General features: G+C 59.6%; 19 protein-coding genes. 6 read left to right on the top strand and 13 right to left on the bottom strand.

Features of this window, described 5'->3' with window-relative positions; all coding sequences use genetic code 11:
• Nucleotides 1-9: 9 nt before the first annotated feature.
• Complete coding sequence (ascF, locus tag ENTMO_RS0118990) at nt 10-1,461, bottom strand: PTS cellobiose/arbutin/salicin transporter subunit IIBC (protein WP_010434458.1); 1,452 nt, start codon at nt 1,459-1,461, stop codon at nt 10-12.
• Between the two features lie 213 nt (nt 1,462-1,674).
• Between ascF and ENTMO_RS0118985 the strand changes: the two genes are divergently transcribed.
• The 4 genes from ENTMO_RS0118985 to ENTMO_RS0118970 all read left to right on the top strand — a co-directional run bounded on the left by ENTMO_RS0118985 (nt 1,675) and on the right by ENTMO_RS0118970 (nt 6,615).
• A complete protein-coding gene (locus ENTMO_RS0118985) occupies nt 1,675-2,688 on the top strand; it encodes a LacI family DNA-binding transcriptional regulator (RefSeq protein WP_010434454.1) in 1,014 nt (337 codons plus the stop codon).
• A gap of 134 nt (nt 2,689-2,822) precedes the next feature.
• Nucleotides 2,823-3,368: an electron transport protein HydN gene (hydN, locus tag ENTMO_RS0118980; RefSeq protein ID WP_010434451.1), complete on the top strand. Its 546-nt coding sequence runs from the start codon at nt 2,823-2,825 to the stop codon at nt 3,366-3,368.
• Nucleotides 3,369-3,374: 6 nt separating this feature from the next.
• Complete coding sequence (gene hypF, locus ENTMO_RS0118975) at nt 3,375-5,591, top strand: carbamoyltransferase HypF (protein WP_010434449.1); 2,217 nt, start codon at nt 3,375-3,377, stop codon at nt 5,589-5,591.
• A 1-nt stretch (nt 5,592) separates the two neighbouring features.
• Nucleotides 5,593-6,615, top strand: a complete 1,023-nt coding sequence (locus tag ENTMO_RS0118970; protein WP_010434446.1) for a HoxN/HupN/NixA family nickel/cobalt transporter — start codon at nt 5,593-5,595, stop codon at nt 6,613-6,615.
• Here the strand turns inward: ENTMO_RS0118970 and ENTMO_RS26295 are convergent.
• The 5 genes from ENTMO_RS26295 to norV form a co-directional block, all read right to left on the bottom strand.
• Nucleotides 6,588-7,634, bottom strand: coding sequence for an SgrR family transcriptional regulator (locus ENTMO_RS26295; RefSeq protein ID WP_010434445.1), 1,047 nt, complete (start codon nt 7,632-7,634; stop codon nt 6,588-6,590). The genes ENTMO_RS0118970 and ENTMO_RS26295 overlap by 28 nt on opposite strands.
• A 113-nt stretch (nt 7,635-7,747) precedes the next feature.
• On the bottom strand, nt 7,748-8,233 hold the full coding sequence (locus ENTMO_RS26290) for an SgrR family transcriptional regulator (RefSeq protein ID WP_010434442.1): 486 nt from the start codon (nt 8,231-8,233) through the stop codon (nt 7,748-7,750).
• Between the two features lie 98 nt (nt 8,234-8,331).
• Nucleotides 8,332-8,490, bottom strand: coding sequence for a hypothetical protein (locus tag ENTMO_RS26285; RefSeq protein ID WP_010434440.1), 159 nt, complete (start codon nt 8,488-8,490; stop codon nt 8,332-8,334).
• 277 nt (nt 8,491-8,767) lie between these two features.
• Nucleotides 8,768-9,901 carry an NADH:flavorubredoxin reductase NorW gene (gene norW / locus ENTMO_RS0118950; RefSeq protein ID WP_010434438.1) on the bottom strand — a complete coding sequence of 378 codons (1,134 nt, stop codon included), beginning with the start codon at nt 9,899-9,901 and terminating at the stop codon, nt 8,768-8,770.
• Nucleotides 9,898-11,346 (bottom strand): anaerobic nitric oxide reductase flavorubredoxin, encoded by a 1,449-nt coding sequence (gene norV, locus ENTMO_RS0118945; protein WP_010434436.1) that lies wholly within the window; start codon nt 11,344-11,346, stop codon nt 9,898-9,900. Before norV ends, norW begins: the two co-directional genes overlap by 4 nt.
• 187 nt (nt 11,347-11,533) lie before the next feature.
• On the opposite strand from norV, the gene norR reads away from it, so the two are divergent.
• Nucleotides 11,534-13,048: a nitric oxide reductase transcriptional regulator NorR gene (norR, locus tag ENTMO_RS0118940; protein WP_010434434.1), complete on the top strand. Its 1,515-nt coding sequence runs from the start codon at nt 11,534-11,536 to the stop codon at nt 13,046-13,048.
• Here the strand turns inward: norR and gutQ are convergent.
• From gutQ to srlA, 7 genes are all read right to left on the bottom strand, one after another.
• Nucleotides 13,045-14,010, bottom strand: a complete 966-nt coding sequence (gutQ, locus tag ENTMO_RS0118935; RefSeq protein ID WP_010434432.1) for an arabinose-5-phosphate isomerase GutQ — start codon at nt 14,008-14,010, stop codon at nt 13,045-13,047. The genes norR and gutQ overlap by 4 nt on opposite strands.
• Nucleotides 14,003-14,776, bottom strand: a complete 774-nt coding sequence (srlR, locus tag ENTMO_RS0118930; RefSeq protein ID WP_010434430.1) for a glucitol operon DNA-binding transcriptional repressor SrlR — start codon at nt 14,774-14,776, stop codon at nt 14,003-14,005. Before srlR ends, gutQ begins: the two co-directional genes overlap by 8 nt.
• A 63-nt stretch (nt 14,777-14,839) precedes the next feature.
• Nucleotides 14,840-15,199, bottom strand: coding sequence for a transcriptional regulator GutM (gene gutM / locus ENTMO_RS0118925; protein ID WP_010434428.1), 360 nt, complete (start codon nt 15,197-15,199; stop codon nt 14,840-14,842).
• Between the two features lie 67 nt (nt 15,200-15,266).
• Nucleotides 15,267-16,046: a sorbitol-6-phosphate dehydrogenase gene (srlD, locus tag ENTMO_RS0118920; protein ID WP_010434427.1), complete on the bottom strand. Its 780-nt coding sequence runs from the start codon at nt 16,044-16,046 to the stop codon at nt 15,267-15,269.
• Between the two features lie 14 nt (nt 16,047-16,060).
• Nucleotides 16,061-16,423, bottom strand: coding sequence for a PTS glucitol/sorbitol transporter subunit IIA (gene srlB, locus ENTMO_RS0118915; RefSeq protein WP_010434425.1), 363 nt, complete (start codon nt 16,421-16,423; stop codon nt 16,061-16,063).
• A 12-nt stretch (nt 16,424-16,435) separates the two neighbouring features.
• On the bottom strand, nt 16,436-17,395 hold the full coding sequence (srlE, locus tag ENTMO_RS0118910) for a PTS glucitol/sorbitol transporter subunit IIB (protein WP_010434423.1): 960 nt from the start codon (nt 17,393-17,395) through the stop codon (nt 16,436-16,438).
• Nucleotides 17,392-17,955 carry a PTS glucitol/sorbitol transporter subunit IIC gene (gene srlA, locus ENTMO_RS0118905; protein WP_010434421.1) on the bottom strand — a complete coding sequence of 188 codons (564 nt, stop codon included), beginning with the start codon at nt 17,953-17,955 and terminating at the stop codon, nt 17,392-17,394. Before srlA ends, srlE begins: the two co-directional genes overlap by 4 nt.
• A gap of 252 nt (nt 17,956-18,207) precedes the next feature.
• Here srlA and mltB point away from each other — a divergent pair, with 252 nt between their 5' ends.
• Nucleotides 18,208-19,308: a lytic murein transglycosylase B gene (mltB, locus tag ENTMO_RS0118900; protein WP_010434418.1), complete on the top strand. Its 1,101-nt coding sequence runs from the start codon at nt 18,208-18,210 to the stop codon at nt 19,306-19,308.
• The last annotated feature ends 53 nt before the right edge of the window (nt 19,309-19,361 follow it).

The following is a 19,361-nucleotide window of genomic DNA, read 5'->3' as shown; positions in this document are numbered from 1 at the left end:
GCTTTCAATTTATGCTTCTGCTGCTTTGTTCTGAACCGGTGCGGTCTGCAGGGCGCGCGCTTTTTCAGCCTCGTCTTCGACCGGGATATCCTCAAAGCCGAGTATCAGGGTCAGAACAAACGACAGCACCACTGCCAGCCCCATCACGCCAAACACCCATACGATGGTCATCGGGTTGGCCGGGTCGAAGAACTGCACGCTGGTGAACAGCCCCGGTGCCGCCATCGAATGGCTGGCAAGACCGGCCATGCCCGCCACCGCACCGCAGATAAAGCCGCTGATCAGGCTCGCAATCAGCGGACGTTTCAGACGTACCGCCACGCCGTATAGCGCCGGTTCAGAGATCCCCGCCATGATGGCGGAGGCCGCCGCCGCTAGCGCAGTCTGGCGCAGCTCCGGGTTTTTCGTTTTCCACGCCACCGCCAGCGACGAGCCGCCGAGCGACAGGTTGGCGCCGATTTCCGACGGCATCACCATCCCTTCCTTGCCCGTCTCGGCAATGGTCTGAATGATGGTCGGCGTAAACACGCGGTGCATCCCGGTCATCACCAGCAGCGGCCACAGCGCGCCCATAATGGCGACGGAGAGCCAGCCCAGATAGCCGTGAATGGTGTAGACCAGTGCAGAGATGGCGCTACCGATCCAGATGCCCAGCGGGCCAATCAACACGATGGCGAGCGGGGCGGCAATCAGCACGATCAGCATCGGCTTGAGGAAGTTTTTGGTGACCGCCGGGGTAATGCGATCCACCCAGCGCTCGATGTATGACAGGCACCAGGTCATGACCAGAGCCGGGATGACGGTGTAAGTGTATTTCACCGCCGTCACCGGGATAAAGGCGAACTCAACGTGCTCGCCCTGCGCGGCTTTCGCCATCAGCTCGATAAAGCTCGGATGCACCAGCACGCCCGCAATGGCAATCGCCAGCGACATGTTAGTTTTGAACTTCACAGCCGCCGAGGCTGCCACCATCAGCGGCAGGAAGAAGAACGCGCCGTCGCCAATGACCGTCAGGATGGTCAGCGTGGGATCGCCCTTGCCCAGCACGCCGGTCATCTCGAGGATCATTGCCAGCAGCTTGACCATCGAGCCGCCAATGATCGCCGGGATCAGCGGGGACATGGTACCGATCAGCGCGTCGAGGATCCCGGCGCCGATGCGGCGTAATGTCAGTTTCTGCGGGCCTTCCGGTACGGCAGGCTGCAGGCTGCCTGGCAGCAGGCTCACCACTTCGCGGTACGCCTGAGAAACGGTGTTGCCAATAATGACCTGACACTGGTTGTCATTGCGTACCACGCCGAGCACGCCGCTGATGCTTTTCAGGCGCGCGGCATCGGTAAGGCTTTCGTCTTTCAGGACGAAGCGTAGACGCGTCATACAGTGAGTGACGGCGACAATGTTCTCTTTGCCGCCCAGCGCGCTGACAACGTCGTTCGCCAGCGCGGCGTAATTTTTGGCCATCGGATGTGATCCTGTTATCGTTGTGAGAAATGTAGGAAACCGGTTTCACATAATCATCATGAGTTTCTTTGAATGAAACAAGATCGCTTTTTGTACATTTTTCACATTCGTGATGACGATCACCTATCGTCAGTCAAAGCGTGATTTCGCCGCTGCGACAATTTTTTTGCAGTGCAGTACACTGCGCTCATCAGTTTCAAACGGAATAACAACATGACCACGATGCTGGAAGTGGCGAAGCGGGCAGGCGTTTCGAAAGCGACGGTCTCCCGGGTGCTGTCGGGAAATGGCTACGTTAGCCAGGAGACCAAAGACCGGGTGTTTCAGGCCATTGAAGAGAGCGGCTATCGTCCGAATTTGCTGGCGCGCAACCTGGCGACCAGGCGTACCCAGACGCTGGGGCTGGTGGTGACGAACACCCTTTACCACGGCGTTTACTTTAGCGAACTGCTGTTCCACGCCGCGCGCATGACGGAAGAAAAAGGGCGGCAGCTGATCCTCGCGGACGGTAAGCACAGTGCCGACGAGGAGCGCGAGGCAATTCAATATCTGCTCGACATGCGCTGCGACGCGGTGATCATCTATCCGCGTTTCCTGAGCGTCGAGGAGATGGACGAGATCGTCGAAAAGTGCGAGCAGCCGATTATGGTGCTCAACCGACGACTGCGGAAAAACAGCAGCCACAGCGTCTGGTCCGATCATAATGCCTCCTGCCAGGATGCGGTGTCGAAGCTGATTGCGAAAGGCCACCGGGATATTGCGTTTATCACCGGCTCACTCGATTCCCCGACCGGCGTTGAGCGTCTTTCCGGTTACCGGGCAGCACTGATGCAGCACGGCATTCCACTGCGCCAGGAGCTGATTGCGCAGGGGAAATGGAACCCGGCTAGCGGTGCGGCGGCAGTGGCGGAGCTGTTATCCCGGGGCGAACGCTTTACGGCGCTGGTGGCGAGTAATGACGATATGGCGATTGGTGCCATGAAGCAGCTGCACGACAGCGGTGTCGCCACGCCGGACGCGGTGTCGGTGATTGGTTTCGACGATGTGGCCATCGCGCCTTACATGGTGCCGTCGCTCTCCAGCGTGCGCATTCCGGTGACGGAGATGATCAAGGAGACCATCAGCCGCCTGATCTTCATGCTTGACGGCGGTGAGTTCAAATACCAGCAAACCTTCTCCGGTGAGCTTATCCTGCGCGACTCCGTGATCGACGGTCCGCATCGGTGACGTCGACAGCTGTTATCGTCATAAGTGACGATGACAGCACCACGCTCATTTTTAAAATCATTAAAAATCATAGTGTTAATAATTGGCACGGTTTATGAATATCTCCGCGCATAACTGTAATGCTGGAGAAGCAGATGAACCGTTTTATAATGGCCGATGCCAGTAAGTGCATAGGTTGCCGTACCTGTGAAGTGGCGTGCGTGGTTTCCCATCAGGCGGAGCAGGACTGCGCGTCACTGACTCCTGACACGTTCCTGCCGCGCATCCACGTCAGTAAAGGCGTGAATATTTCTACCGCCGCCATCTGTCGCCAGTGCGAAGACGCGCCGTGCGCGAACGTCTGTCCGAACGGGGCGATTAAACGCGAGAAAGGCTTTGTGCACGTGATGCAGGAGCGCTGTATTGGCTGCAAAACCTGCGTGGTCGCCTGCCCGTACGGCGCGATGGAGGTGGTTGTCCGTCCGGTCGTGCGCAACAGCGGTTTGGGGCTGAGTGTGCGGGCGGAGAAAGCCGAAGCCAACAAATGTGACCTGTGCTACCACCGCGATTCAGGCCCGGCCTGCATGGAAGCCTGCCCGACGCACGCGCTGGTCTGCGTGGATCGCGACAAGCTTGAGCAGATGAGCGCCGAAAAGCGCCGTCGTGCGGCGTTCGATACTTCAGCATCACTGCTGTTCTGATCCGCCATGAGCAGTAACGGTGTACAGCTGCGCGTGCGCGGCAAGGTGCAGGGCGTGGGGTTTCGGCCCTTCGTCTGGCAGCTTGCGCATCAGCTTCAGCTAACGGGCGATGTCTGCAACGACGGAGAGGGCGTGCTGGTGCGCCTCGCGGGTAATGGGGGGGCCTTTACCGCGAGGCTGCATCAGGACTGCCCACCGCTGGCACGCATTGACCACGTTGAAACGCAGCCGTTCACCTGGACGAACCTGCCGGACGCGTTTGTTATCCGCCACAGTGCGGGCGGCGCGATGGACACCCAGATTGTGCCGGATGCCGCCACCTGTCCGGCGTGTCTGGCTGAAATGCGCGACCCCGGCGAGCGCCGTTATCGCTACCCGTTTATCAACTGCACCCACTGCGGGCCGCGGTTTACCATTATCCGCGCCATGCCCTATGACCGTCCGGCCACGTCGATGGCCGCATTTTCCCTGTGCGCACCCTGTGAGACGGAGTACCGCAATCCTGCCGACCGACGTTTTCACGCCCAGCCGGTGGCGTGCCCGGACTGCGGGCCAGCGCTGGAATGGCGTGCGGGCGACGTTGTTGCTACCCGCGAAGCGGCACTGCGTGCGGCGGTGGCGACGCTCAAGGACGGCGGCATAGTCGCGGTTAAAGGGCTGGGCGGTTTTCACCTCGTCTGCGACGCGCTCAACCCGCAGGCGATACGGACATTGCGGTCACGCAAGCAGCGACCGTCGAAGCCGCTGGCGGTGATGATCCCGCAGGCGGAAAAGCTGCCTGAGTCGATTCAGACGCTGCTGCGCTCACCCGCTGCACCTGTCGTGCTCACGCCAAAAGCCTGGCTGCCGGTGTTCCCCGAGGCAATCGCGCCGGGTCTGGATAGCGTGGGCATCATGCTTCCCGCAAACCCGCTGCAACATTTGCTGATGATGGACTGCCAGCGCCCGCTGGTGATGACCTCCGGCAACCTCAGCGGCAGGCCGCCTGCCATCAGTAATCAACAGGCGCTGGATGAACTGGGCAACATGGCGGACGGCTTCCTGATGCACAATCGCGATATTCTTCAGCGGATGGACGATTCGGTGATGGATCGGGACGGTGCGATGCTCCGCCGGGCGCGCGGTTTTGTACCAGATGCCATCACGTTGCCTGCAGGTTTCGAGAATATCCCCGCCATGTTATGCACCGGTGCGGAGATGAAAAACACCTTCTGCCTGGTGCGTGGCAACCAGGCGGTGCTGAGCCAGCATTTTGGCGATCTCGGCGATGAAGGTGTCGAAGCGCAGTGGCGCAGCGCGCTCTCGACGATGCAGGACATCTACGCCTTCCAGCCGGAGCGCGTGGTGTGCGACGCCCATCCGGGCTATCACACGCAACAATGGGCGCAAGCGCAGGCGCTGCCGGTCGAAACCGTACAGCACCATCACGCCCACGCGGCGGCGTGCCTGGCGGAAAACGGCTGGCCGCGTGAGGGCGGAGACGTTATCGCCCTCACGCTGGACGGGATCGGCATGGGCGAGAACGGCGCGCTGTGGGGCGGGGAGTGCCTGCGGGTGAACTATCTCGCGAGCAAGCATCTGGGCGGGCTGCCTGCCGTTGCGCTGCCGGGCGGCGATCTGGCGGCGCGGCAGCCGTGGCGCAATTTACTCGCCCACTGTCTGGCATTTGTCCCTGACTGGCAGCAGTATCCGGAAACGCGCGCGGTACAGCGCCAGAACTGGCCGCTGCTGGCGACGGCGATCGGGCGCGGCATCAACGCGCCGCAGGCCTCGTCATGTGGTCGCCTGTTTGATGCGGTCGCCTGCGCGCTCGGTATCGACGCGCAGTCGTGGGAGGGGGAAGCCGCCTGCAGGCTGGAAGCGCTGGCCTCGCAGTGCGCGGGTGTCGACCATCCGGTGACGCTATCTGTCGACAACCTCGCGCTTTTCTGGCGGCAGTGGCTGGCCTGGAAGGCTGAGCCCAGCGCGCGCGCATGGGCGTTTCACGACACGCTGGCAAAAGGGTTGGCAGAACTCGCCGCGTTCCATGCCCGACGCTTATCGCTGTCGACAATCTGCCTCAGCGGCGGCGTGGTGTACAACCGTCTGCTGCGCGCGCGCCTGCGTCATTATCTTTCTGACTTTACGCTTCTTTTTCCTTCGCACCTGCCCGCAGGTGACGGAGCGATCTCCTTCGGGCAGGCGGTGGTCGCCGCCGCCCGGTCATGTTCACAAAGGACTTAAAATGTTACGACTCTTACGCAATGAACCTCGCGCCGCGCTTCTGCTGCTGGCTCTGGTAATGGCAAACCTGCTGGCCTGGGGATGGGCATGGCACGCCTTTAGCGGCAGCACGGCGCTGATGGCCGCCAGTCTGCTGGCGTGGTGCTACGGGCTGCGTCACGCGGTGGACGCCGACCACATCGCGGCCATTGATACCGTGACGCGTAAGATGATGCAGCAGGGCAAACGCCCGTCCGGCGTCGGGGCGTGGTTCTCGCTGGGGCACTCCACCATCGTGGTGCTGGCCTCGATTGCCATCGCCGCTACCGCGACGGCTTTTCAGAAAAACATGGAATGGTTCCACGAAACTGGCAGCCTGATTGGCACGGCGGTGTCGGCGACCTTCCTGCTGGCGATGGCGCTGGTGAACATGGTGATCCTGCGCGGCGTCTGGCGCAGTTTTCAGGCGCTGAAACACGGCAGGCCAGTGCAGGGCGATATCACGCTACCTGCTCAGGGCGGCGTTATGAACTGGCTGTTCGGCAAAACCTTCCGCCTGGTGAATAAAAGCTGGCAGATGTACCTGGTTGGTTTCCTGTTTGGCCTCGGCTTTGACACGGCCACCGAGATTGGCGTGCTGGGGATCTCTGCTGCCAGCGCCTCCAGCGGGATGTCGGTGTGGTCAATCATGATCTTTCCGGCGCTCTTCGCCAGCGGCATGGCGCTGGTGGATACCCTCGACAACCTGCTGATGGTCGGTGCCTACGGCTGGGCGTTTAACAAGCCGCAGCGCAAGCTCTACTACAACATGACCATCACCGGCACCTCCGTGGTGGTGGCGCTGTTTATCGGCGGGCTGGAAGCGCTGGGCCTGCTGATGGACAAATTCGCCCTCAGCGGCGGCGTCTGGGATCTGATTGGTGCGGTAAACGATAATCTGGGCAACGCCGGGTTTGTGGTGGTCGGGCTGTTCGTTGCCTGCTGGCTGATCTCCATGGTCAACTACCGCTGGCGTGGCTACGATGCGCTGGTCGTGCGTTCCTGAACCGGCGGCAGCCAGGCGCGGGTAAAATCAAGCCAGCCGCTGGCGGTCAGCACAATGTCCTGCACGTTTTCGAGGGTGTTAAGACGATAGCGGTAGTGGAACAGCGGCGTGCAGGCGCCGCTTTCCAGCAGGTGCTGAAAGAAAGCGGGCAGGTGTGATTTTAGCGTCTCCTCGCTTTCGCAGTATGTCATCAGCGTCTGCTTTTCTTTTTGCCAGGCGGTCTGCCCCAGCGCGGCGGCCCACGCGGGCTCTTCGGTAAACCACTCTGCCAGCGCAAATACCGGTACTTCACCCGCCAGATAATCCCCCAGCAAGATATCTCCCTGTGCCAGCGCGTCGGGCGCATGCCACGCCTCGCGGTCTTTCCGCTGGATGTTAACGTCACAGCCGCGCTTTTTCAGGCGCGTTTGCAGCATGCTGGCCAGATCGCACAGCCCCGGCGTGTCGTAACAGATCAGAGAAAGGGCCGCGGGGAGCGCCACGTCGGGGGCATCCGCAAACGCGGGCGTTGTGATGCCGGGCAGGATCTCCGTGCGGGTATCGACATCCTCCCGGTGAAGGTGCTGCTGGTTAATGTGCTGAATCTCCTGACGCAGCCACGCGGCCAGCGGCTGCGGCAGCCCGGCGTTCAGCATCAGCCAGGCAAACCCGCCGCTGGTGGAGGTGACGGCCTCCCGGGCATTGTCGCCTTTACCTACGGTGATCCACGCGGTTTTTTCCGCCTCGCTGCGGGTGCGCCAGAACTCAATCGCGTGTAGCAGCGGGTGCGCGGCAAAGTACCAGGGCTGACGCTCAAGGCGCAGGTAATGCGAGTGGTGATGGGCAATAGCAAAAGGGCCCGCGCCGATATCAGGCTGCTGCGGGTGCGGCAGACGACAGGCGTGATGCGCGAGACGATGCGCCAGCATGGCATCGGGCACGTTCAGCGCAATCTCCAGACACCAGGGAGCGACAAGCGACACCGTTTGAACGTGCGCGAGCCCCGCGCTGCGCGCCGGATCGTCCAGCACCTGCTGCATCGCGCTGAGAATATCTTCGTCGCTGATGGCCTGACGGTTAGGCCAGTGCGGCCGCTGCCCCAGTAAAAGGCCCAGCGAGCGGGTCTTCGAGGCATCCAGTGATGGCTAATCCGCTACGCTGCGCGTACGGGTGCATAGCGTGTCAGACTGCGTGACCGCGCAGATATATGCTGTCGCGCGGCGACGCTGAAGGGCAGATGCAGCGAGTCAGCGGGCGATACACGGATGCGCAGCGTCGGCTGGTGCTTAAGCCATTTGCCGCCTAAAAACGGGGTGATGATGTGGTGCAGGCTGGCCGGATCGCCGTCGGCCAGCTGCAGCGCGCTCTGGTAATCGCCTTTTTCCAGACAGGCGTGCATCAGCGGCGCGCTCAGTTCGCTGGTGGTTGTCAGGCAGTGCAGGGTGGCACGGTGCCCGCGCCCCGGCTGCGCGTCCCAGCTTAGCCAGCCGCTTTGCGCGAGCTGGCGCAGCAGGGTGCGCGCATGACGTTCGCTGCACAGCGCAACCTCCGCGACTTCCGCGATAGTCGTGGACGCTGGCGCTGCGCCGTAGTGCTGATAAAGCCGTTGATACTGACGGATTTTCTGAAGCTGGCGCATAGAGGCATACCTGTGAAAAAGGGATGCTGAGAGTGTAGGATTTTTTTGCGGAAGAAAAAGTGCTGGTATACGTAAAGTGTTCCGGTTTTGCCCGGCAATTACCGCTCAGGCTCACTGACCGGCATCATCAGCTCGCGCAGACGCTCAATGCGCGCCTCCGGGCTCAAATAAAGCCAGCGAAATAAAATGTGCTCAGCATGCTTCGCTTCTTTGAAATAACGAGAAAGATATTTGAGTTCGGTATTAAAAGTCGCCATGATTTGTCTCCGGCTGATTAATTAATTATCAGACTAGTCCAGCGGCGAATAATAAAACAGGGTGATGTTTTTCACCTGTTCCGCATTTAAGTATTAATGGAAATAATAAATAAGGGATTGATAGCGATGATATACCTGCTTTGCATTTATTTGATGAATAGAATGCGTAAAAAAAAGCCCCGGGACATCGGGGCGGTGGATAATTAAATCCAAAGGTTAAGTAAGCGTGGTCGTGCTGTAGGCCGGGTAAGCGAAGCGCCACCCGGCAAAAAGAGGGTCAGGCAGGTAACAGTTTCAGCAGAGCGAAAGCCTCCTTCATTCGGTCTTCACTGACGACAAAAGCGCGTAGTTGCCCCTCATTATCGGCACCGCGCGCGACCATTCCCTGCGGTTCGAGGGTAATTTGCCAGTTCAGATCCTGACGCTGCGTTTCACCGGCAAGGTGCAGCGGTAATTCCGGCGTTTTGACTTTAATCAGCATGGCGGGTAATTGCAGCGGCGCGCTGCCGCCGAGCAGGTTTTTCGCCAGATACATCGCGCTTAATTGAATTGGCTGTAAAAAAGGCAGCACCTGACCGTTAATTTCAGCGCAGTCGCCCAGGGCGTAAATATCCGGCTGCGTGGTTTGCAGATAGCTATTTACCTTCACACCACGGCCTGTTTCTGCCCCTGCACGATGCGCCAGCGAGGTTTCCGGGCGCAGGCCCGTCGCCGCAATAACCACGTCCACCTCAACGCTGCGGCTGCGGTCGAGCGTGGCACGAATGCCGCCTTCGGTTTTGCTCAGGCTGTGCAGCTGCGATTTCAACAGCAGATGTACGCCCATGTCGGTCAGGCGATGCTGTAAGCGACTGCTTACTTCTGCGGGCATCAGCGCCGACAGAATGCTCGCCGCGTGGTCAACCAGGGTGACGGATTTGCCCGCCCGGCAGAAATCCATCGCCAGCTCGGTGCCGATCAGCCCGCCGCCGACAATCATTACCCGCTGAGCGTCGCGAAGCCCCGTTTCGCTGGCCTGGTACTCCTGCTGGCTGTTGAGGGTGATCATCAGCTCGCGGCCTTCAATCGGCGGCACAAACGCAGAGGCACCCGTGGCCAGCACCAGCTTGTCGTACTGCCAGGTTTTCTCTTTCGCTTTCACTACGCGGGCATCGGCGTCGATATCGGTGACCCAGGTGTACGGGAACAGACGCAGGTTAAACTGCTCTGCGAACTCCCCCGCCGTCTGGCGGGTGAGGTCTTCGGCGCGCTGATTCTGGCTAATGACGTGGCTTAAATCAGGCTTGTTGTACTCGTCCATGCTGTCGGCGGCAATCACTGTCAGCGGCACGCTGGCATCCTGCTTGCGGATGTTTTTCACCAGCTGGCGGGCGGCAAAGCCCGAGCCGATGATGACGATACCGTTGCTCATTTTGCCTCCGTACCCAGTTCGTCAAAGACGTCCTTACCGAGTGAACATTCCGGGCAGAGGAAGTTGTCCGGCACGTCTCGCCACGGCGTGCCCGGGGCAACATCCTGCAGTGGTTCGCCCAGTTCAGGATCGTAAATCCACTGGCAGACGCTGCACTGCATGCTCGGGCCGAGATCGGCGGCTGCCGCGGCGGCACAGGCGCAGGCTTCCTGCTGTTCGGTTGGTTTTGCCGTCACTTCCGGCAGCGGAGCGAGCGCCCACTGACGGGCAATGTCGCGGCCATGTTGGCGACAGATCTCCAGGGCGTCGATATCCGGACGCCATTTCGCCTTCAGGCTCAGGGACATTTCGAAACCGGCATCCTGCAGACGCGTAGACAGACGGTCTACCGCGCCGCCGCTCCAGCCGTGGGAGCCAAAGGCGCTGGCGCGCTTGTTGCGAAAACGCAGGCCGGTCATCTCTTCCACAAGGCCGGCAATTTTCGGCATCATTACGTTGTTCATGGTGGAGGTGCCTACCAGCACGCCCTTAGAGCGGAACACGTTGGTCAACACCTCGTTCTTATCGCTGCGCGCCACGTTGAAGATTTTCACCGCCACGTTCGGGTCCACTTCGTTGATGCCCTGGGCAATGGCATCCGCCATCATGCGGGTGTTGTTGGACATGGTGTCGTAGAAGATCGTGATGCGGTCTTCCTGATAGTCCGCCGCCCACTTCAGGTACAGTTCGACGATCTGGGTCGGGTTCTCACGCCACACCACGCCGTGGGAGGTGGCAATCATGTCCACCGGCAGGTTAAAGCCGAGGATTTCGCTAATTTTTGGCGTCACCAGGCGGCTGAACGGCGTCAGGATGTTGGCGTAGTAGCGTTGGCACTGCTCGAACAGCTCGGTCTGGTCCACTTCGTCGTTGAACAGGCGCTCGTCGCAGTAGTGCTGGCCGAAGGCGTCGTTGCTGAACAGCACCGCGTCGCCGGTCATGTAGGTCATCATGCTGTCCGGCCAGTGCAGCATCGGGGTTTCCACGAAGATCAGCTGTTTGCCGTTGCCGATATCCAGCGCGTCGCCGGTTTTCACGGTATGGAAGTTCCACTCCGGATGGTGGTGGTGGCCGTTGATCGAGTCGATGGCGTTGGTGGTGCAGTAGATCGGCGTGTTCGGAATGTAAGACATCAGCTCGGTCAGCGAGCCGGCGTGATCTTCTTCCGCATGATTGATGATGATGTAGTCGATGGCGTTCAGGTCGATTTCACTGCGCAGGTTCTGCACGAACTCGCGGCTGAACTTGTGATCAACGGTATCGATCAGCACGTTTTTTCCTTCGCGGATGAGATAGCTGTTGTAGCTGCTGCCGCGCAGCGTTTTGTACTCCGTCCCGTGGAAATCGCGCACTTCCCAGTCACGTTGACCGACCCAATGAATGTTATTTTTAACCAGAATAGACATAGCAACCTCTACGTAATACAGCATTTTCAAATAAGATGGTTTGCCTATATCAAGTTGCGTGCCAACTTTTAATATGTTGATTTTGTTTGATAAAAATTCTTATGATCCGTAATGGGTAAGTCATTATGACTATTAAAATTAGTGTCAATATGACAATATGCATTGTCAAAATGACAGCGAGGTCACTATGAGCTTTTCCGTCGACGTGCTGGCGAAGATCGCTATTGAGCTGCAAACCGGTATCGGCCATCAGGACCGCTTTCAGCGGCTGATTTCCACGCTGCGCCACGTGCTGGCGTGTGACGCCTCGGCGCTGCTGCGCTATGAAGGGCGGCAGTTTATTCCGCTGGCTATCGACGGGCTGGCGAAGGACGTGCTCGGACGGCGTTTTACCCTTGAAGGCCATCCGCGTCTGGAAACTATCGCCCGCGCGGGTGACGTGGTGCGCTTCCCGGCGGACAGCGACTTGCCCGACCCGTATGACGGGCTTATTCCCGGACAGGAGAGCCTGAAGGTGCACGCCTGTATCGGCCTGCCTCTGTTTGCCGGACAAAATCTGATCGGAGCACTGACCCTCGACGGCCTGTCGCCGGACCAGTTCGACACCTTTAGCGACGAAGAGCTGCGCCTGATTGCCGCCCTGGCCGCTGGGGCGCTGAACAATGCCCTGCTGATTGAACAGCTGGAGAGCCAGAACATTCTTCCCGGCAGCCCGGCGGCGTTTGAACAGGTAACGCACACGGAGATGATCGGCCTTTCTCCGGGTATGGCGCAGCTCAAAAAAGAGATTGAGATTGTTGCCGCCTCAGATTTAAACGTGCTGATCTTCGGGGAAACCGGCACCGGTAAGGAGCTGGTGGCGAAGTCTATTCACGAAGCCTCGCCGCGCGCGGTGAACCCGCTGGTGTACCTCAACTGCGCCGCGCTGCCGGAAAGCGTGGCGGAAAGCGAGCTGTTTGGTCACGTAAAAGGGGCGTTTACCGGGGCCATCAGCAACCGCAGCGGCAAGTTCGAAATGGCCGATAACGGCACGCTGTTTCTGGATGAGATTGGTGAGCTGTCGCTGTCGCTGCAGGCCAAGCTGCTGCGCGTCCTGCAGTACGGCGACATCCAGCGCGTGGGGGATGATCGCAGTCACAGAGTGGACGTGCGCGTGCTGGCGGCCACCAACCGCGACCTGCGTGAAGAGGTACTGGCCGGGAACTTCCGCGCTGACCTGTTCCATCGCCTGAGCGTGTTCCCGCTTACGGTGCCGCCGCTGCGCGAGCGCGGGGACGACGTGGTGCTGCTGGCGGGCTTTTTCTGCGAGCAGTGCCGTCTCAGGATGGGGCTTTCCCGCGTGGTGCTGAGCCCGGGGGCGAGGTCGCATCTGCTGAGCTACGGCTGGCCAGGCAACGTACGCGAGCTGGAGCATGCGATCCACCGCGCGGTGGTGCTGGCGCGGGCGACGCGCTTGGGTGACGAGGTAGTGATCCACGCGCGGCATTTTGCGTTTCAGGATGAAACCGCACCGGCTGTCGCGCAGGCGGCACCAGAGATAGCGAATGAAAATCTGCGTGAAGCCACGGAGGCGTTTCAGCGTCAGATGATTACCCGCGCGCTGGACCAGAATAACCGCAGTTGGGCGGCGTGCGCGCGGGCGCTGGAGATGGACGTCGCCAACCTGCACAGGCTGGCGAAGCGTCTGGGACTGAAGGGCTAGATAATTCCGGCCTGATAAAAATCCTGCAGGTTGATAGCACCGCACAGCCTGCCGGCATCATCCACCACCGGAGCGGCGGTGATTTTGCGCTTCATCAGCACCTCTTTGGCTTCAATGGCGCGGCTCTCGGCGTTGAGCGTCAGTCCGCCTTTGGTCATGGCGTCCGACACTTTTGTTTCCAGCCTGCCGCCGCCCACCAGCCAGCGGCGCAGGTCGCCGTCGGTGAACACGCCCTTGACGCTCCCGTTGTCATCGCAGACCGCAACCAGCCCCAGACCGGTGCGGCTGAGCTCCAGCATCGCGTCCATGACGCTGGTATCGAGTTTGACTTGCGGAATGGCATCGTCGGTGCGCATCAGGTGGTGAACCTTGTTGAGCAGGCGTGCGCCGAGCGCACCTGCCGGATGCGAACGGGCGAAATCTTCTTCGTTAAAGCCGCGCGCCTGCGTCACCGCCATTGCCAGCGCGTCGCCCATCATCAGGGTGTTAACGGTGCTGGAGGTCGGGGCGAGGTGCATCGGACAGGCTTCACGCTCAACGGAAATATCCAGCGTCGCTTTGGCGGCCAGCGCCAGCGGCGAGCGGGATTTCCCGGTCATCGCCAGCAAGGCGACCGATTTTTCCTGCAGGCGTGGAATAATCAGGTCCAGCTCTTTGGCCGAACCGGAGTAGGAGATAAACAGCATCACGTCGCGGCTTTCAATCATCCCGAGATCGCCATGCAGCGCCTCTGCCGGATGCACAAAGAACGCTGGAGTGCCGGTGCTGGCGAGCGTCGCAGGAATCTTTTTGGCGATATGGCCAGATTTACCGATGCCCGCCACGATCACTTTGCCTTCGCAGTGGATAATGGTGTTGGCCGCGCGGACAAAATCCTCGCCCAGACGTTCCGGCAGGCGGCTGGCTTCCTGCAGTTCCAGCATCAGCGTCTGGCGGCCCGTTTCTAACAGAAAATCACTCATCTCTTTCTCCGGTTACGATCACGTCGATTCCTTTCTCTTCCAGCGCTTTCTTGAACGCCGGGTCGATACCCGCGTCGGTAATCAGCTTATCAACGCTTTCAAGGCTACAGACAATGTTGGGGCTTTTGCGGCCAAACTTCGACGAGTCTGCCATCAAAATCACTTCCCGCGCGGCGTTGCACATCGCTTTACTGACGCTGAACACCTCGTTGAACGTCGTAACGCCCGCGTTCAGGTCGATGCCGTCGGTGCCCATAAAGAGTTTATCAAAGCTGAAGTGGTCGAAGGCATTCTCCGCCAGTTGGCCGTGAAACGACGCCGATTTTTTGCGGAAGGTGCCGCCGGGCATCAGGATGGTCTGCTCGCTGTCGAACTCCGACAGGGCGTTGACGATGTGCAGGCTGTTGGTCATCACCGTGATGTTGTTAAAGCGGCTGAGCAGCGGGATCATCTGCAGGACGGTACTGCCTGCATCCAGAATGATGGAATCACCGTCCTGGATAAATTTTACGGCAGCTTCGGCAATGAGCGCTTTCTGGTGGGTATTGATCAGCGTTTTGTGATCGATAGGCGGGTCCGCTTCGTCCTTATTGAGCACCACGCCGCCGTAGGTTCGAATGACGGCGCCAGAGTTTTCGAGCAATACCAGGTCCTTGCGTATTGTCGTGCCGGTGGTGTCAAAGTAGTGGGCCAGATCCTCTACCGAACATTTTCCCTGCTTTTGCAGATGTTCGAGAATGGCCGCCTGCCGCTGACGAGGTTTCATAGGCGCTTCGTTCCTTAGGTTGCGAAATGATAATTTCGCAAGTCTATAGCTTTCACAACGAAATTATCCATGTTTCAGATTAAGCGCTAATGATAGTGCATTCTGACAGAGTGGATCATGGGGAAAGATCACATCAGGCCGTAATTCCTGCAGCGAAATGCCGTTGATTGCCTGGATTTTCACCGGCCGGGCGAAGACGGTCATGCCGCGCATGATGAGCGAATCGCAGACGTTATTGTTTTCGTCCAGCGCAACGGCGACGACCACGCGCGGTTTGAAGCGTCCGCCGGAACGTCCGACGCCCACGCGGCCTTTCTGACACAGGGCATCAAACGCGCGGTTAAACTGGTGGATCTGCCAGCCGCCAAACGCCATCTGGCACAGCCAGGCGAGGGCGGCGACGGTGATGAGTGCGGTTACCATATCGACTCCTTGTTTTGTTCCCTCTCCCGGTGGGAGAGGGTTAGGGTGAGGGCATCAGGCTGCTCGATCAGAACATGACCTGCCCACCGGTCACGTTGATCGACTGCCCGGTGCAGTACGAGGCTTTTGGGCTGGCGTAAAACAGCAGCATGTTCAGCACGTCCTGATAGTCGCACCCGCGCTTCAGCGGCACTTTATCGATGTAGTACTGCTCCACTTCCTCAGCCTTGATGCCGAGCTTGGTGGCATACTGCGGCAGCAGGGACTGGAACATCGGCGATTTCAGCAGGTTGCCCAGCATCAGCGAGTGAACGGTAATGCCATACTCGGCCAGATCCAGCGCCAGAGACTGCGTCAGCCCCACGCCACCAAACTTCGCCGCGCTGTAGCCGGAGTTGTGCTTGCTGCCCACCTTCCCTGATTTTGAGTTGATCTGAATGATGCGCCCCTGAATGCCGTCGCGGATCATCAGGCGGGAAAACTCGCGGGCGCAGAGGAAATAGCCCACCAGGTTTACCTGCAGCGAGCGGTCAAAATCCCCCAGCGCGAAATCGCTGATAAAGGCCGCTTTCGCAATCCCCGCGCTGTAGACCAGCAGATCGGTACGTCCAAAAATCTCGTCCACGCCGCGGGCTAGCGCCATTACGCTTTGCTCGCTGGTGGCGTCGGCACCAAACCCGGACGCCATCCCTTCGCCAAACTCGGTGTTGATGGTATCCGCTACGCGGGCGGCTTTTTCACTCTGAATGTCCACTACCGCCACGCGGTAACCTTCTGCGGCAAGCCCACGGCAGAGGAACTCGCCTAAGGTTTGTCCCCCACCAATGACAACGGCAACCTGACTCATGTGTATCTCCTTAATTACGCAACAAATTTTAACGTGCAGCCTGGGGTGACAGCCTGCGGAACCGGGCCCGCGACGTGAACCGTACCGGGATACTCCGCCTGCGGCTGGCCGTCGAAACGCAGAGTGATGTGGCCCAGCTCGCGCAGGTTTTGCTCGGCCACGTCGCCAACGGCGGGGACGGCATAGCGCGCTTCGCCCAGCTCCAGCTGGCTTCCTGCCTTCAGCTCACCGTTCAGCTCGCCGTGGCAGTGGATAAAACAAAACTCTTCGATATCTGCCGGGGCACCTTCGCGGAAGGTGATCAGCATCTGGTCGTTCAGCGCGTCGGCTGCGCTCTGGCCGATGCGGGTAATGGTGGTCTGGTAAATCACGGTCATCGCAGGAACCTCTTATTGATAAATAAAGCCGGAGACAAACCAGGCAATCAGCACCGTCGGCGCGCCCGTCAGGAAGCGGCTGGCCAGGACGGAGGGCACGCCTACGCGCACTGTGTCCTGCCGCGCTTCGGCCAGCGACAGCCCAACGGGGATAAAGTCGCACGCTGCCTGGGCGTTAATGGCAAACAGGGCGGGCAGGGCGAGGTGCGGAGGAATGTTCCCCAGACCAATCTGCACGCCAATCAGCACGCCGATGACCTGGGCAATCACCGCGCCCGGGCCGAGGAACGGCGACAGCAGAGGGAAGGAGCAGATCAGCGCCAGCGTGACCAGCCCGAGCGGGTGGCTGGCGAGCGGGGCGAGGCCGTGGGCAATCCAGTCGCCCAGGCCGGACGCCATGATGATGCCGATCAGCGCCGAGACGAACGCCATAAAGGGCAGGATGGTTTTCAGTACCGTGTCGATGGTGTCGCGCCGGGACTGGAACAGCACCGCCACAGCGGAACCCATGCCCATCCCGACCTTCGCCAGCAGGCCGTCGCTCTGCTCGGTGATTTTCTTGCTGGTGTCGTACTCGCGCGGGGCCGCTTTTTGCGGTGCAGGCGTCCCATTCACCAGCGTGATGTTGTCCTCTTTCACGCCTGAGACGTAAATGTCCTCAAGGATGTACTGCGCCAGCGGGCCGGATTTTCCGGTGGAGTGAATATTCACCGTCGGAATTCGGCGCTTGGGATAGATACCGCAGCGCAGCGTGCCGCCGCAGTCGATCACCGCCACACCGATTTCCGCCTCCGGCGGTTCGCCTTCCTTAAAGCCGTCGACCGCTTCCCAGCCGGTCAGCTCGCGCAGCTTATCGACGATCGCCGGGCGCGTGCCCGCGGTGATGTAAACGATCTTTTTGCCTTCGGTGGCGTCGAACTCCAGCGGGCCGCCCCAGCCGCCCGTGCCTTTCTCAATGCGGATCCGGTTCATGCTGTGGCTCCTGAAAGATGGACTTTCTGTTCAAGCTGGATGCCCATTTTTTTCTCAAAAATGGTGGTGGTGAGGTCCGTCACCCAGCCGCGGAAGAAGTTGGTGACCAGGCCGACCAGCAGATAGCTCACCGCCAGCGGGCCGAGCGGCAGGCCAAGGGTGGTGAGACCGCTGGCGATCCCGAGATAGACAAACAGCTCTCCGGGGTTAATGTGCGGGAACAGGCCGTTCATGGAGTGGCAGCTGTAGGAGGCGGCGGCGTAATAGCTCGGCTTGTACTTTTCCGGCATGAAGCGGCCGAGGCTTAAGGTCATCGGGTTACAGAACACGAAGGTGCCGATGAACGGTAATACCAGATAGCGGGACAGCGGATTCCCGGCACAGCGCTGGGCGAAGCGTTCAATGCGCTGCTGGCCGATAAAGTTGATCAACGCGTTCATGATCACCAGCAGGCTGATCAGCAGGGGCAGGATCCCGGTCACCATACCGGTGAACACTTCTCCGCCTTTCTGAAACAGCCCGATGAACCACTCGGCGCCGTGGGTGATGGTTTCTATCATTCTTCTCTCCTGTGGGGCTTTTTTGTTTTTGTCTGACAGGCTAATAATAATCACTTTGAAAGGTTTTAAAGTGTTAGTTGGATCTCACAATGAAAGAAAAATAGATTATTTTGAAAGTTTATTGATGAGGTCAATGGTTTTCGGTGGAAAAAAAACGCGGATTTGCGTTGGGGGAGTGCGTACCGCTTCCTTGAGGTGTTGCGGATGCTTTACCATACTGGGTTCTTATCGAACCCGTTAAATGGATGTCTCATGTTCAAGCGTCGTTATGCAGCGCTGTTGCCTGCGCTTATTCTGCTGTCTGCCTGTAGTAGCAAACCTAAGACCGAAGCCGTTCAGCAAACGGCGGGTGCGCCTTCCGGAGGATTCCTGCTGGAGCCGCAGCATAATATGATGCAGATGGGCGGCGACTTCGCCAATAACCCGGCGGCCGAACAGTTCATCGATAAAATGGTGAGCAAACACGGCTTTGACAGACAGCAGCTGCACGAAATTTTGTCGCAGGCCAAGCGTCTGGACTACGTGCTGCGCCTGATGGACCGCCAGGCACCGACGGCACAGGTGCCGACCGGGCCAAACGGCGCGTGGCTGCGCTATCGCAAACAGTTTATTACCCCGGACAACGTGCAAAACGGCGTGGTGTTCTGGAATCAGTATGAAGATGCGCTCAACCGCGCGTGGCAGGTGTACGGCATACCGCCTGAAATCATCGTCGGGATTATCGGCGTGGAAACCCGCTGGGGCCGCGTGATGGGTAAAACCCGCATCCTGGACGCGCTGGCGACGCTCTCCTTTAACTACCCGCGTCGCGCGGAGTACTTCTCTTCCGAGCTGGAAACCTTCCTGCTGATGGCGCGCAGCGAACAGGACGACCCGCTGGATCTGAAAGGGTCGTTTGCCGGTGCGATGGGCTACGGTCAGTTTATGCCGTCTTCCTATAAGCAATATGCCGTCGACTTTAACGGTGATGGTCACATCAACCTGTGGGATCCGGTGGATGCCATCGGCAGCGTGGCGAACTACTTCAAAGCGCACGGCTGGACGCCGGGTGGGCAAGTTGCGGTGCAGGCAAACGGCGAGGCGTTTGGTCTGGAAAACGGCTTCAAAACTAAATACAGCGTTGCACAGCTGACGGCGGCAGGCTTAACGCCAACGCAGCCGCTGGGCAATGTCGAGCAGGTGAGCCTGCTGCGTCTGGACGTGGGAACCGGGTATCAGTACTGGTACGGCATGCCGAACTTCTACACCATTACCCGTTATAACCACAGTACCCACTACGCAATGGCGGTGTGGCAGCTGGGGCTGGCGGTGTCTCAGGCCCGCGTCCCGGCGGCGTCACCGTTTAGTCAGTAAGTCATTCTGATGGGTAGGCCGGGTAAGGCAACGTCGCCACCCGGCATGGCTGC

Source organism: Enterobacter mori LMG 25706, assembly GCF_000211415.1.
Taxonomy (GTDB): Bacteria; Pseudomonadota; Gammaproteobacteria; order Enterobacterales; family Enterobacteriaceae; genus Enterobacter; species Enterobacter mori.
Note: the sequence above shows the minus strand (reverse complement) of the source record. Positions and strands in the feature narration are given on the sequence as shown.